The organism is Streptomyces asiaticus, from assembly GCF_018138715.1.
Taxonomy (GTDB): Bacteria; Actinomycetota; Actinomycetes; order Streptomycetales; family Streptomycetaceae; genus Streptomyces; species Streptomyces asiaticus.
This window is the reverse complement of the sequence record NZ_JAGSHX010000006.1, coordinates 2,713,294-2,726,108: the sequence shown is the minus strand read 5'-3', so window position 1 is coordinate 2,726,108 and position 12,815 is coordinate 2,713,294. Positions and strand designations below refer to the sequence as shown.

Here is a 12,815-nt window from a genome sequence, read left to right as displayed (position 1 = left end):
AGACCGGTGAGGTGATAGAGGGAATCCTAGGGGGATGAACGGCGTGTCATCGAGTCAACGTGTGTTTGATCTGCGAAACCTCCAGCCTTTTGAGTGGCAGTAAGACGGAGACCTCGTCACTCGTCGGGATGATACGGACATGCCGTGATGGACGCAGCCTGACGCGAGACTTACGCGAAACCGACGCGAGACTTAAGCGAAACCTCGATAGGCACAGCTGAGACTCGTCCCCCCGGATACGGTTACCCCTCCGATCGCTTTCCACTCCTCGTCGCACCCGCACCCGCCGCTGTCTTGACTTGGCCGTTCTCCTTGCCGCCCGCGCCACCCGACGCGGGGGTCTCGAAGGATTCCAACGCCTCGAGGACGTCCTGGACACGGGAGATCTCCGCGTTGATGTCCTCGCGGCGGCGCTTGAGCAATTCCAGCTCGCGCTTGCCCTCGTCCACGATCTGCTGTGCCTCGTCCGTGGCCTGGGTCCGGAGCCGGTCCGCCTCCCGCTCGGCCTCGGTCTTCTTCTGCTCGGCCTCCTTCAGCAGACTCTCGGCCTTCTTCACGGCCGCGATCCGCACCCGGCTCGCTTCGCTCTCCGCCTCCGCGACCAGCGACTTGGCCTTCTCCTCGGCCTTCATCAGCTGCGCGGTGGCCGCCGCGACCAGCTTGTCCACCCGCTCGCCGGTGGCCTTCATCTGCTCCGCGGACTCCCGGCGGGCCCGCTCGTGCAACTCCTCGACCTCGGCCTCGGTACGGGCGCGCAGCTCCTCGGCGCGCTCCCGGATGGCGGTGGCGTCGCCCCGGGCCTCGCCCAGCATGGTGTCGGAGTCCGTACGGGCCTTCTCCACCATGGCGTTGGACTCGGCCGTGGCCTCGGCGATCAGCCGCTCCGCCTCCTGGCGGGCCACGCCCACCATGGTGTCCGCCTGCTCCTCGGCCGCGGTCGCCGCGCGCAGCGCGGCCTCCTGTGCCTCGGAGGTGAGCCGCTCGGCCTCCGCCGAGGACTCGGAGATCAGCCGGTCGGCCTGCTCGGCGGCGTCCGAACGCCGCTTGTTGGCGTCCTCGCGCGCCCGGTCGATCAGCCGGTCCGCCTCGGCCTGCGCCTCGTTGCGGATCCGCTCCGCCTCGGCCGCCGCCTCGGTCTCCACCCGCTCGGCCTCGGCGCGGGTGCGCGCCGCGTGCTGCTGTGCCGAACCGACGGTCTCCGCGGCCTCGCTGCGCAGCCGCTCCGCCTCGCCGCTCGCCTCCGCGCGCAGCCGGTCGGCCTCGTTGCGGGCCTCGGTGACCAGGCGGTCCGCCTGCTCGGCCGCCTCCGAGCGGATGTTGTTGGCGTCGCCGCGGGCCTGGGCCCGGGTGCGGGCCGCGTCCTGCTCCGCGGTCGCCCGCGCGTCGGACGCCTCCGTACGCAGCGCCTGCGCCCGCGTGGTGGCCTCCGAGACCAGCCGCTGGGCCTCCTCGGTGGCGCCGCTGATGAGCGTATCGGCCTGCTCGGCGGCCTCGGCACGGGACTTGTTGGCCGAGCGCCGCGCCTCGTCGAGCGTCTCATTGGCCTCGGCACGCAGCCGCTCGGCCTCGTGGGTGGCCTCGGCGACCAGCCGGTCCGCCTGCTCGGCGGCGTCGGCGCGGCGCCGGGCCGCCTCCTCGCGGGCCTGCTCGGTCAGCCGCTCCGACTCGGCGATCGCCTCCGCGACCGTGCGCTCCGCGAGCGACTTGGCGGCCTCGGACTCCTCCGTGGCCTCCCGCCGCACCCGGGTGGCGTCCTGCGAGGCGCGCTCCCGCTCCGCGTAGGCGTCCGCGCGGACCCGGTCGGCCTCGGCCTGCGCCTCGTCGCGCACCCGCTCGGCGGCGTGCTCGGCGGCGCCGCGCAGCGCGGTGATCTCCTGCTCGGCCTGCTCGTGCAGCCCGGCGACCGAGTCCCGCACCTGCTGGGCGGTCTGCTCGGCGGCGGCCACCAGGTCGGCCGAGCGCCGCTCGGCCTCCTCGACCAGCCGCTGCGCCTCGGCCTGCGCCTCGGAGACCCGGTTCCGGGCGGCGGCCAGCAGCTCCTCGCTCTGCTCCCGCGCCGCCGTACGTTCCGCCTGCGCCTCCTCGCGGGCGTCGGCGAGCAGCTCCTCGGCCTCGCGGCGGCGGCGGGCCGCCTCTTCCTGGGCGGCGGCCAGGGCCTCGGCGGCCTCGGTGCCGATCCGCTCGGCGGCGCTCGCCGCCTCCGCGCGCACCCGGTCGGCCGTCTCCTGGGCCTCCGCGCGCAGCCGCTCGGCCTCCGCCGCGGCCTCGCCGCGCAGCCGTACGGCCACCGACTCGCCCTCGGCGCGCGCGTTCGACGCGTCCGCGGCGGCCTCGTCGCGCAGCCGGGCGGCCTCGTCCTCGGCCTGCTGGCGCAGCGCGTTCAGCCGTTCGGCGGACTCGGTGCGCTGCCGCTCGATCTCCTCGCCGGTCTCCCTGCGCAGCCGCTCCGCCTCTTCGCGGGCGTCCCGCAGCGCCTGGTCGGCGGAGGAGAGCCGCTGCTCGGCCTCCTGGTGCAGCCGGTTGAGCTCGCCCTCGGCCTCGGCGCGGCGGTCCTCGGCGGCCCGCTCGGCCTCCTCGCGCAGCTCCTCGGCCGCGGTGGTCGCCTCCGACTTGACCCGCTCGGCCTGCTCCTCGGCCGAGGTCACCAGCTCATCGGCCTCGCCACGGGCCCGCTTCAGCAGCTCATCGGCCTGCCGGCGCAGCGCGTTGGCCCGCTCGATGGCCTCGGTGCGCACCCGCTCGCTCTCGGCGGTGGCACCGGAGCGGGTCTCCTCGGCGTCGGCCTTGGCCTTGGTCAGCAGGTCCTCGGCGGTGCTGGCCGCCTCCTCGATCTGCTGGACCGCCTCGCGGCGCGCCTCGGCGCGGACCCGCTCGCCCTCGGCGGCCGCCTCCGACTTCAGCTGCTCGGCCTCGCCGCGCAGCCGGCGGGCCTCCTCCTGAAGCTCGACGGTCTTGGCGCGGTACTCCTTGGTGTCGTCCTTGGCCGTGCCCTTGAGCTGCTCGGCGGTGTCGTGCGCCTCGGCCCGCAGCCGGTCGGCCTCCTCCTCGGCCTCGCGCCGGATCCGCTCCGCCTCGTCGGTGGCCGCCTTGGTGGTGGACTGCGCCTTCTCCGAGGCGCGGGTCAGCACCTCCTCGGCGCTCCGGGCCGCCTTGGCCAGCTGGGCCGCGGAGTCCTCGGCGGCCCTGGCCCGGGCGTCGTCGCTCGCCTCGGCGATCATCCGCTCGGCCTCGGCGCGGGCGTCGTCCCGCAGCTGCTCGGCCTCGGCCCGCAGCCGCTCGGCCTCCTTGGTGGCCTCGCCGACCAGCCGGGCGACCTCCGCCTTGGCGGTACGGGTGCGCTGCTCGTTGTCCGACTCGGCGGCCGCGAGCCGCTTGGCCGCCGCGTCCCTGGCCTCGGTGACCACCTTCTCGGCCTCGCTGCGCGCCTCCCGCAGCGCCTGCTCGGCCTCCTGCATCCGCTGCTCGGCGGCGCGGGTCTGCTCGGCCGCGGCACGGCGGGCCTGGTCCGCCTCGCTGGCGGTGGAGGTGCGCAGCTGCTCGGCGTGGTCGGTGGCCTCCTGGGCCTGGGTGCCCGCGTTGGTCAGCAGCCGCTCGGCGTCGCTACGGGCCCGGCGCAGGATCGCCTCGGCCTCGTGGCGGGCGGCCTCCGCCTCCGACCCCAGCCGCTGGCGCGCCTGTTCGGTCATCCGCTGGGCCTCGGCGCGGGCCTCGGCCAGGGCCTGCTCGGCCTCCGCCCGGGACTCGTCCATCAGCCGGCGGGCCTGCGCCTCGGTACGGGCCCGGAGCTGCTCGGCCCAGGCCACGTTCTCGTTGACGTGCGACTCGACGGTGGCGCGGCGCTCGGCCAGCTCCTGGTCCAGCCGCTGGCGCCGGGCCACGGCCTCGGCGTGCAGCTCGGCCTCGAGCCGGGACTGCCGCTCGGCCTGCTCCTGGAGCAGCCGCTGGGTCTGGGCGCGGGTCTCGCGCAGCTCCCGCTCGGCGTTGGCGCGCAGCTGGTCCGCCTGGAGCTGCGCGTCCCGCAGCAACTGCTCAGCCTGGTAGCCGGCGTTGGCACTGTCGTAGGCGGGGCGGGCCGCCAGATTACGGCGCGCCTCATGCAGCTTGGCGCGCAGCACCTCGACTTGGTAGCCGAGGTCGTCGGCGTGCTGGACGGCCTTCTCCCGCTCGGTCTTCAGCCGCTCCATCTCGGCCTCGAACTTCGAGAGCTGATCGTCAGGCTCGTAGCGGTCGTAGCCCCGCACTGCGCGGTCCCATCCGTCCCCTGGTCGCATTGGCGGCCGGCTCCGTAACCCTTCAGGCTCCCGTGGTCCCTTGCGGTGCCCCGAGGTCCCTTCGACGGTTTCCCTTGCGGTACCGACCAGGCGACGTGCGTGCCGGGTCGGACCGGAGCTGGCCCTTCCGAAGAAATGGTGTCAGATCATCGGCGAAGCCCGGGCCGGACCCCGAACCCTCTCCGTTTCCGTACCCCGGCCGATGCAGCACTCTACCGGCCGGGGAAGGGGTAGGTCAGTGGTCCGCTTCAGTGATCCTCTTCGTCCTTGTGCGCGGCGGGGTTCGCGGCGGTGACGAGCTCGGTCAGCACACCGTGACAGTCCTTGGGGTGGAGGAAGGTGATCCGGGAGTCCATCGAGCCGCGGCGGGGCTGCTCGTAGAGGACCCGGACGCCCTTGTCGCGGATGGCCTCGGAGTCGGTGTCGACGTCGGCGGTGCCGAAGGCGATGTGGTGGACGCCCTCACCGTTCTTGGCCATCCACTTGCCGACCGCGGAGTCCTCCCGGATCGGCTCGAGAAGCTGGAGGTAGGAGGCCCCGCCGTCGGAGGTCTCATTGATCTTGAGCATGGCCTCACGGACGCCCTGCTCCTCGTTGATCTCGGAATGGAACACCTCGAAGCCGTACGTGGCACGGTAGAACTCGACAGTCTTGTCGAGGTCGAAGCAGGCGATCCCGATGTGGTCGATTCTCGTCAGCATGGGAACAGTGCACCGCCGTACGGTCGGTTACGCAACGTGCGCGCGATCACACCGATGGGCCGGTGACCGCGCGGGTACTCGTCAGTACATTGACGATAACCCTCGTTAACTTCCTTCTCCTCGTGAAGGGACGCACCAATGTCTCGTACGACCTCTGTGATGGTGGCGGGCGCGCGCACGCCCATGGGACGACTGCTCGGCAGTCTGCGCTCGTTTTCCGGCGCCGACCTGGGCGGGATCGCGATCAAGGCCGCGCTGGAGCGGGCCGGGGTCGGTGCCGAGCAGGTGCAGTACGTGATCATGGGGCAGGTGCTCCAGGCCGGCGCCGGGCAGATCCCCGCCCGTCAGGCGGCGGTCAAGGCCGGTATCCCGATGAGCGTGCCGGCCCTCACGATCAACAAGGTCTGCCTCTCCGGGCTGGACGCGATCGCCCTGGCCGACCAGCTGATCCGCGCCGGTGAGTTCGACATCGTGGTCGCGGGCGGCCAGGAGTCCATGACCAACGCCCCCCATCTGCTGCCCAAGTCCCGTGAGGGGTACAAGTACGGCGCGGTCGAGATGCTCGACGCGATGGCGTACGACGGGCTCACGGACGCCTTCGAGCAGATCGCCATGGGCGAGTCCACCGAGAAGCACAACACCCGGCTGGGCATCCAGCGCCCCGAGCAGGACGAGTTCGCGGCCCAGTCCCACCAGCGGGCCGCCGCCGCGCAGAAGAACGGCCTCTTCGACGCCGAGATCACTCCGGTGGAGATCCCGCAGCGCAAGGGCGAGCCGGTGGTCTTCGACAAGGACGAGGGCATCCGCGGCGAGACCACCGCGGAGCTGCTGGCCCGGCTGAGGCCCGCGTTCACCAAGGACGGGACGATCACCGCGGGCACGTCGTCGCAGATCTCGGACGGTGCCGCCGCGGTCGTCGTGATGAGCAGGGCCAAGGCCGAGGAGCTCGGTCTGGAGTGGATCGCCGAGATCGGCGCCCACGGAAATGTGGCGGGACCCGACAACTCCCTCCAGTCGCAGCCGTCCAACGCGATCGCGCACGCCCTGGGCAAGGACGGGCTGACGGTGGACGACCTCGATCTCATCGAGATCAACGAGGCGTTCGCCGCGGTCGCCGTGCAGTCAATGAAGGACCTGGGCGTCTCCCCCGAAAAGGTGAATGTGAATGGGGGCGCGATCGCCCTCGGCCACCCCATCGGGATGTCCGGCGCGCGCATCGCGCTGCATCTGGCGCTGGAGCTGCGGCGGCGCGGCGGCGGCACCGGCGCGGCGGCGCTGTGCGGTGGCGGCGGGCAGGGCGACGCGCTGATCCTGCGGGTGCCGGCGGGGAAGTAGTCCCCGCGCGGGAATCGGGTTCCGTTGGGATCGAGCGATTGTGCTCAATGTGCTCAATGTGCTCAAGCGATAAGGAGTACGGCACCCATGGCTGATGTGCCCACGCTGGTGGAGCAGGCACGGCAGGGCCGGCCGCGTGCGGTCGCCCGGCTGATCTCGCTGGTCGAGGGCGCCTCGCCGCAGCTGCGCGAGGTGATGGCCGCGCTCGCTCCGCTGGCCGGGGGCGCGTATGTGGTCGGGGTGACCGGGTCGCCGGGGGTCGGCAAGTCCACGTCGACCTCCGCGCTCGTCTCCGCCTACCGGCGGGCGGGCAAGCGGGTGGGCGTGCTCGCCGTGGACCCCTCCTCGCCGTTCTCCGGCGGGGCGCTCCTCGGCGACCGGGTACGGATGTCGGAGCACGCCTCCGACCCCGGCGTCTACATCCGCTCCATGGCCACCCGCGGCCACCTCGGCGGGCTCGCCTGGGCCGCCCCGCAGGCCATCCGGGTGCTGGACGCGGCCGGCTGCGAGGTGATCCTGGTGGAGACGGTGGGCGTCGGCCAGTCCGAGGTCGAGATCGCCGCCCAGGCCGACACCAGCGTGCTGCTGCTCGCGCCGGGGATGGGCGACGGGATCCAGGCGGCCAAGGCCGGGATCCTGGAGATCGGCGATGTGTACGTGGTCAACAAGGCCGACCGGGAGGGCGCCGACGCCACGGCCCGCGAGCTCAACCACATGCTGGGCCTGGGCGAGGCGCGGTCGCCGGGCGACTGGCGGCCGCCGATCGTGAAGACCGTGGCGGCGCGCGGCGAGGGGATCGACGAGGTCGTCGAGGCACTGGAGAAGCACCGTGCGTGGATGGAGGAGCACGGTGTGCTCGCGGAGCGCCGGATGCGGCGGGCGGCGGGCGAGGTCGAGACGATCGCGGTGACCGCGCTGCGGGAGCGGATCGGTGATCTGCACGGCGACCGCCGCCTGGGCGCCCTCGCCGAGCGGGTCGTCGCGGGTGAGCTGGACCCGTACACGGCGGCGGACGAGCTGGTGGCGGCGGTGACCGAACAGGGGTGACGGGAGCGGGCCCGCCCCCGCTCCCCCTCTCCTCGGCCGATGCTCGGTCAGTCGTCGTCGCTGTCGTCGTCGCCGTGGTCGTCGTCGGCCGGGGTCTGGGTGACCTTGCCCGAGTGGGCGTCTACGTTCAGGTCACGCTCCTTGTGGTTCTTGACGGCCTCGACCTCCCACACAGGGGTGCGGTCGCCGTCGAACTCCACGGAGGTCACGGTGGACTGGGGCGCGGCCTTCCGGGCCGCCTCGATGGCCGAGACGTCGGCGTTCCGCAGGGCCTTGGCCTCGGCGGCGTCCTCGGGGTCGGTGTCCCTGTCGACGTGCTGGTCGATCACCTTGCCGTTGGCGTCCAGCGTGACCTCGTGCCACTTGCCGTCCTTGCCCAGGACGTCCGCCTCCCAGCGGCCGTGATCGCGGTCGATGGAGTCCAGCGTGCCGGGGACGGCCTTCAGGGCGGCATGGGCGGCGTCGGACAAGGACGCGCGGGCGGCGGGCGCGTCGGTCGCCTGGATGGCGGTGGACGAGGGCCGTGCGCTGTCCGTCCCGTCGCTCGCCACCGCAAAGGCCGTACCCCCGCCGACCAGAGCGGTTGCGGCGAAAGATGCAATGATGATGCGCTTCATGTGAGTTCCTCCCCATTCGTGTTCGGACGCCAACCACCCTGGCCGACCGATGCTGAAGCCCACCTGAAGCCGCCTGAAGAGATCTTCAGGTTCGCTCTGCGACGCTGGCCGCATGCGTGTGCTGATCGTGGAGGACGAGCGGCGGCTGGCCCTGTCGCTGGCCAAGGGGCTGCGGGCGGAGGGGTTCGCCGTCGATGTGGCGCACGACGGCCGGGAGGGGCTGCACCGTGCGCAGGAGGGGGTGTACGACCTCGTCGTCCTCGACATCATGCTGCCGGGGCTGAACGGCTACCGCGTGTGCGGGGCGCTCCGGGCCGCCGGGCACGAGGTGCCGATCCTGATGCTCACCGCCAAGGACGGCGAGTACGACGAGGCGGAGGGGCTCGACACCGGGGCCGACGACTATCTGACCAAGCCGTTCTCGTATGTGGTGCTGGTGGCGCGGATACGGGCGCTGCTGCGGCGGCGCGGCCCCGGGGCCTCCCCGGTGATGCGGGTGGGGCCGCTCACCGTGGACCGGGGCGCGCGCCGGGTGGAGCGGGACGGCCGGGAGGTGCCGCTGACCGCCAAGGAGTTCTCCGTGCTGGAGCAGTTGGCGACGCGGGCGGGCGACCTCGTCTCCAAGCCCGACATCCTGGAGCATGTGTGGGACTTCGCCTACGACGGCGACCCCAACATCGTCGAGGTGTATGTGAGCGCCCTGCGCCGCAAGTTGGGCGCGGGGCTCATCGAGACCGTACGGGGAGCGGGGTACCGGCTCCGTGCGTAAGGTGTTCGGTTCGGTACGGGCGCGGGCCGCGCTGGGGGCGACCGTGGTGGTGGCGGTGGCCCTGGTGGCGGCGGGGATCGCGGTGCTCCAGGTGCTGCGCTCCGATCTGGGGGCCCAGGCGCGGCTGAAGGCCCAGGTGGACGCGCGGGAGGTGGCGTCGAAGATAGCCGCCGGGGTGGGCTACGGGTCGCTGAAGCTGGACGAGAGCGTCCCGGTGCAGGTCGTGGACGAGGACGGCCGGGTGCGGGCGGTCAGCGAGGATCTGGAGGCCGTGACGGGCACCGGGAGCGCGTCCGTGAATCCCGTCGCGGCCGTCGGCGAGCGCGACGACGACACCGGCGATGACGACAGCGGCGCCGGAAAGGTCTCCTCCGGGGAGGAGTACGGCGACGGCTCCGCCCGTGTCGACGGGGAGACCGCCGATTACGTCTGGGCGGCCGTGGAGGCCACCGACCCATCCGGCGAGGACGTCACCGTCTACGCGGGCGCCCCGCTGGCCACCGAGCGCGGCGCGGTCACCACGGTGCGGGACGCGATGCTGCTCGGGTTGCCGCTGCTGCTGCTGGTCGTGGCCGCCGTGACCTGGCTGGTGACCCGGCGGGCGCTGCGGCCCGTGGAGGGCATCCGGCGCGAGATGGCCGCCATCACGGCGAGCACGGACCTGTCCCGGCGGGTGCCCGAGCCGGGGTCGTACGACGAGGTGGCGCGGCTGGCCCGGACCACCAACGAGACGCTCACGGCGCTGGAGGCGTCCGTGGAGCGGCAGCGGGCCTTCGTGGCCGACGCCTCCCATGAACTGCGCTCCCCGGTGGCCTCGCTCCGCACCCAGCTGGAGGTGGGCGCGGCCCATCCGGAGCTGCTGGACCTGGACGGCGCGGTGGAGGACGTGGTGCGGCTCCAGCGGCTCGCGGCCGATCTGCTGCTGCTGGCCCGGCTGGACGCGGGGGAGCGGCCCACCGGAGGGACGCCGGTGGCGCTGGACGCCCTGGTGCGCGAGGAGCTGGCCCAGCGGGTGGCGGACCGGGTGCCGGTGCGGGACGAGGCGGCGCCGGTCGCGGTGCCGGGCTCGCGCGGGCAGCTGGCCCAGGTGCTGGGCAATCTGATCGACAACGCCCAGCGGCACGCCCGGAGCGGGGTGCGGGTGGCGGTGCGCGACGAGGGCCGGTGGGCCGTGCTGGAGGTCGCGGACGACGGTGCGGGGGTGCCCGAGGCCGAGCGGGAGCGGATCTTCGAGCGGTTCGTACGGCTCGACGACGCCCGCAGCCGCGACGATGGCGGGGCCGGGCTCGGCCTCGCCATCGCGCGGGACGTGGCGGTGCGCCACGGCGGCACGCTGGCCGTCCGGGCGGCACCCGAGGGCGGCGCCCTGTTCGAGTTGCGGCTGCCGAGGTAGGCGGTGAGGTACGGGCTGTCCGGCGGACCACGCGGCGGAGCCGCGGCCCGCCGCGGGCGTCACGACCCGTCGGACACTGCTTAGACCCGGCCCCGCTGGGTGCGCAGATGCTCCGCGACGGGCACCAGCGATCCGTGCAGCGCCTTGAGGTCATCCGGCGCGAGCAGATCGATGAAGTGCCTGCGCACGGACGCCACATGATGGGGGGCGACCTTGCGCATGGTGTCCCAGCCCTGCTCGGTCAGTACGGCGTACAGCCCCCGCCGGTCCGATTCGCAGTTCTCGCGGCGGACCAGGCCGGCGTTCTCCATCCGGGTGATCTGGTGGGACAGCCGGCTCTTGGACTGTAGGGTCGCGGACGCGAGATCGCTCATCCGCATCCGGTGGTCCTCCGACTCCGAGAGGTTGACCAGGATCTCGTAGTCGTTCATGGTCAGGCCGAACGGCTGGAGGTCTTTTTCGAGCTGGTAGGTCAGCAGCCGGCTGACATCCAGGTGGGTGCGCCAGGCGCGCTGTTCCTCGTCGCTGAGCCAGCGCGTGCCGTTCTCGGTCTCCATGGGATGTATTCTACCTATAGAAGTTGAATTCCGAACCAATGGATGTATCGGGCTAGAGGTCACCTGTTCGACGTTACACTCCGCACCTTCGCGCTCACGAACCGGTACCCCCTGTCTCGCCGACCGATATCTCGGCGACGACCTCCTCCGTGGACTGGAGCAGTACGGTCCCCGCGCCCACGAACTCGAATTGGTGCTCCTCGCCCGAGGCGCCCCCGATGCCGGTACGCGACCGGACGGCCCCGAGGAAGCCCCGCAGATACTCGTGGTCGTAGTGGTGGCACGGTGTCGGGCAGTCCGCCCAGCCGACCAGCGCCTGCGGATCCACCCGGATCGGCGGCTCCATGAAGACCACGGGCCCGTTGGAGGCGGCCACGAACTTCCCCGTGCCGATGAGGGTGAGGAAGCCCGGGACGATGGACTGCTTCAGGGACAGCGAGGGCTGGAAGGCGAGCAGATTGCCGGACCGGATGGAGAGGTTGCCGTCGTCCAGGTCGTAGGAGTTGACGTCGAAGGCGCGGTCCGCGAGCACCATCTTGCCCTGGCCCTCGGCCACCACCCACTCCGCCGCGTGCAGCGGGGAGTGGAAGCTGTGGGCGATGAGGTGGTCGAGGTGGCCGAGTCCGACGCCCTGGAAGTCGATCTGCCCGTAGTAGGCGACCATCTTCCCCTTCTGGAGGAACCACCGGCCGTTCAGATCCACGCTGAAGGCGTACGGATTGATGTTGTCGTCGACGGGCAGCGTCCAGACGTCATGGATGACCGGGCCGTTCACAGCTTCTCCTCCGATGCCTGGACGTAGACCATGCCGGTGCCGGACAGCTCCAGTTGGAACGCCTCGCCCGAGCCGCGGCCCACCATTTCGCGCCAGCCGATCGCCGTCGAGAGCTTATTGCGAACATCACCCCGGTGGGCGACATAGGCTTGCGGATCGACATGGACCGGACGTCCCGGGCCGATCGGCAGCTCCAGTACCCCGCCGTGCGCCATGACCGCCGCCGAGCCCTGCCCCTCCAGGGTGGTGGTGAACAGCCCCTGGCCGGTGACCTGGCCGCGCACCATGCCCATCACCCCGCCCTGGGAGCCCAGGAACATCGTGCCCTGGCGCAGCGAGCCGTCGAAGGCCAGCAGCCGGTCCGACTCCACATAGAGGGTGTCGCCGACCAGGTCGATCACGTGGACGTGGTGGCCGCCGTGCCCGAACATCACCGTGCCCTGGCCCTCGACGGTCATCAGCGGGGTGGCCTCATTGGCGACCCGCCGCCCGATCATCCCCCGCACCCCGCCCTGGCCGCCGGTGATGCTGGGAGTGAAGCGGACGTCCCCGCGATAGGCGAGCATCGCGCCGCGCTGGCTGAACAGGGTCTGCCCGGGCATCACCTGGGCCTCGACCATCCGTGACGTCAGGACGTTGAACGGCATCAGACCTCACCCCCGATCGTGTTGCGCTCACTGGGCTGCACATAGACCAGCCCATCGCCCTCGAAGCGGATCTGGAAGGACTCCCCGCCGCTCTCGCCTATCAGCGCGCGGAAGTTCACCCCCGCCTGGAAGTGCTGCTTGAGGCCGCCGGTGTGGGCGATGTACGCGCCCGGGTCGACCTGGAGCGGGGTCTGCGGGGTGACGCGCAGTACGACGGCCGTGCCGGCGGAGACGAGCGCGGCCTGGCCGGTGCCCTCGACGGTCGTGGTGAACAGGCCGTTGCCCTGCGCGGAGCCGCGCAGCCCGGTGAAGGAGGTGCCGGTGCGCAGCGCGGAGTCCGTGCACAGCAGATTGCTGGACTCCACATAGAGCTTCTCGCCCCGGAGCGACACCAGGTTGATCTCGCTCGCCCGGTCGGCGAAGTAGCACGTGCCGTGCCCCTTCACCTCCATGACCGCCATCTGCTCACCGGTGAGCCGCCGGGTCACCATCCCGCGCAGCCCCTCCCCGCCGCCTGTCCTCTTCTTGAAGGTCATCTCCCCCTCGTAGGCGACCATCGCGCCGTTCTTGGCCTTCACGGAGTCGCCGGTCAGATCGACCGCGAGCACCCTGCTTCCCTGGAGCCGAAACTGAGCCACGGAGCCGACGGTAGCGGTCCGGCGACGTCGGGGGACAGGGAGCGCCGGGGGCATGAGGTGCCCCC

At 72.2% G+C, this 12,815-nt stretch carries 11 protein-coding genes; 4 read left to right on the top strand and 7 right to left on the bottom strand.

From position 1 onward, the window contains the following. Window positions 1-242 precede the first annotated feature (242 nt). On the bottom strand, window positions 243-4,271 hold the full coding sequence (gene scy, locus KHP12_RS19110) for a polarized growth protein Scy (protein ID WP_276328675.1): 4,029 nt from the start codon (window positions 4,269-4,271) through the stop codon (window positions 243-245). 248 nt (window positions 4,272-4,519) lie between these two features. Beyond that, window positions 4,520-4,972 (bottom strand): methylmalonyl-CoA epimerase, encoded by a 453-nt coding sequence (gene mce, locus KHP12_RS19105; protein ID WP_037958445.1) that lies wholly within the window; start codon window positions 4,970-4,972, stop codon window positions 4,520-4,522. 156 nt (window positions 4,973-5,128) lie between these two features. Here mce and KHP12_RS19100 point away from each other — a divergent pair, with 156 nt between their 5' ends. After that, window positions 5,129-6,307, top strand: coding sequence for an acetyl-CoA C-acetyltransferase (locus KHP12_RS19100; RefSeq protein WP_037958448.1), 1,179 nt, complete (start codon window positions 5,129-5,131; stop codon window positions 6,305-6,307). An 87-nt stretch (window positions 6,308-6,394) separates the two neighbouring features. Then, window positions 6,395-7,354: a methylmalonyl Co-A mutase-associated GTPase MeaB gene (meaB, locus tag KHP12_RS19095; RefSeq protein WP_037958452.1), complete on the top strand. Its 960-nt coding sequence runs from the start codon at window positions 6,395-6,397 to the stop codon at window positions 7,352-7,354. Between the two features lie 47 nt (window positions 7,355-7,401). Here meaB and KHP12_RS19090 read toward each other — a convergent pair whose 3' ends face one another. Then, entirely contained in the window at window positions 7,402-7,971 is a 570-nt protein-coding gene (locus KHP12_RS19090) for a PepSY domain-containing protein (RefSeq protein ID WP_086885293.1), read from the bottom strand. Between the two features lie 112 nt (window positions 7,972-8,083). On the opposite strand from KHP12_RS19090, the gene KHP12_RS19085 reads away from it, so the two are divergent. Both KHP12_RS19085 and KHP12_RS19080 read left to right on the top strand, forming a co-directional pair. Beyond that, the gene (locus KHP12_RS19085) at window positions 8,084-8,740 is read left to right on the top strand and encodes a response regulator transcription factor (RefSeq protein WP_086885294.1); all 657 of its coding nucleotides are present in this window, start codon (window positions 8,084-8,086) and stop codon (window positions 8,738-8,740) included. Next, entirely contained in the window at window positions 8,733-10,133 is a 1,401-nt protein-coding gene (locus KHP12_RS19080) for a sensor histidine kinase (protein WP_086885295.1), read from the top strand. The genes KHP12_RS19085 and KHP12_RS19080 overlap by 8 nt, the downstream gene beginning before the upstream one ends. 80 nt (window positions 10,134-10,213) lie before the next feature. On the opposite strand, the gene KHP12_RS19075 is transcribed toward KHP12_RS19080, so the two are convergent. The 4 genes from KHP12_RS19075 to KHP12_RS19060 form a co-directional block, all read right to left on the bottom strand. After that, on the bottom strand, window positions 10,214-10,690 hold the full coding sequence (locus tag KHP12_RS19075) for a MarR family winged helix-turn-helix transcriptional regulator (RefSeq protein ID WP_037958464.1): 477 nt from the start codon (window positions 10,688-10,690) through the stop codon (window positions 10,214-10,216). Window positions 10,691-10,784: 94 nt separating this feature from the next. Beyond that, the gene (locus KHP12_RS19070; protein WP_086885296.1) at window positions 10,785-11,465 is read right to left on the bottom strand and encodes an AIM24 family protein; all 681 of its coding nucleotides are present in this window, start codon (window positions 11,463-11,465) and stop codon (window positions 10,785-10,787) included. Continuing rightward, a complete protein-coding gene (locus tag KHP12_RS19065) occupies window positions 11,462-12,112 on the bottom strand; it encodes an AIM24 family protein (protein ID WP_086885297.1) in 651 nt (216 codons plus the stop codon). Before KHP12_RS19065 ends, KHP12_RS19070 begins: the two co-directional genes overlap by 4 nt. Continuing rightward, window positions 12,112-12,750 (bottom strand): AIM24 family protein, encoded by a 639-nt coding sequence (locus tag KHP12_RS19060; protein ID WP_106969168.1) that lies wholly within the window; start codon window positions 12,748-12,750, stop codon window positions 12,112-12,114. Before KHP12_RS19060 ends, KHP12_RS19065 begins: the two co-directional genes overlap by 1 nt. Window positions 12,751-12,815 lie beyond the last annotated feature (65 nt).

Bases quoted from the DNA above. Each gene is read 5' to 3' on its own strand.
- KHP12_RS19065 (WP_086885297.1), bottom strand. From the start codon at position 12,112: ATGCCGTTCAACGTCCTGACGTCACGGATGGTCGAGGCCCAGGTGATG.
- mce (WP_037958445.1), bottom strand. From the start codon at position 4,972: ATGCTGACGAGAATCGACCACATCGGGATCGCCTGCTTCGACCTCGAC.
- KHP12_RS19075 (WP_037958464.1), bottom strand. From the start codon at position 10,690: ATGGAGACCGAGAACGGCACGCGCTGGCTCAGCGACGAGGAACAGCGC.
- KHP12_RS19085 (WP_086885294.1), top strand. From the start codon at position 8,084: ATGCGTGTGCTGATCGTGGAGGACGAGCGGCGGCTGGCCCTGTCGCTG.
- KHP12_RS19090 (WP_086885293.1), bottom strand. From the start codon at position 7,971: ATGAAGCGCATCATCATTGCATCTTTCGCCGCAACCGCTCTGGTCGGC.
- scy (WP_276328675.1), bottom strand. From the start codon at position 4,271: ATGCGACCAGGGGACGGATGGGACCGCGCAGTGCGGGGCTACGACCGC.
- meaB (WP_037958452.1), top strand. From the start codon at position 6,395: ATGGCTGATGTGCCCACGCTGGTGGAGCAGGCACGGCAGGGCCGGCCG.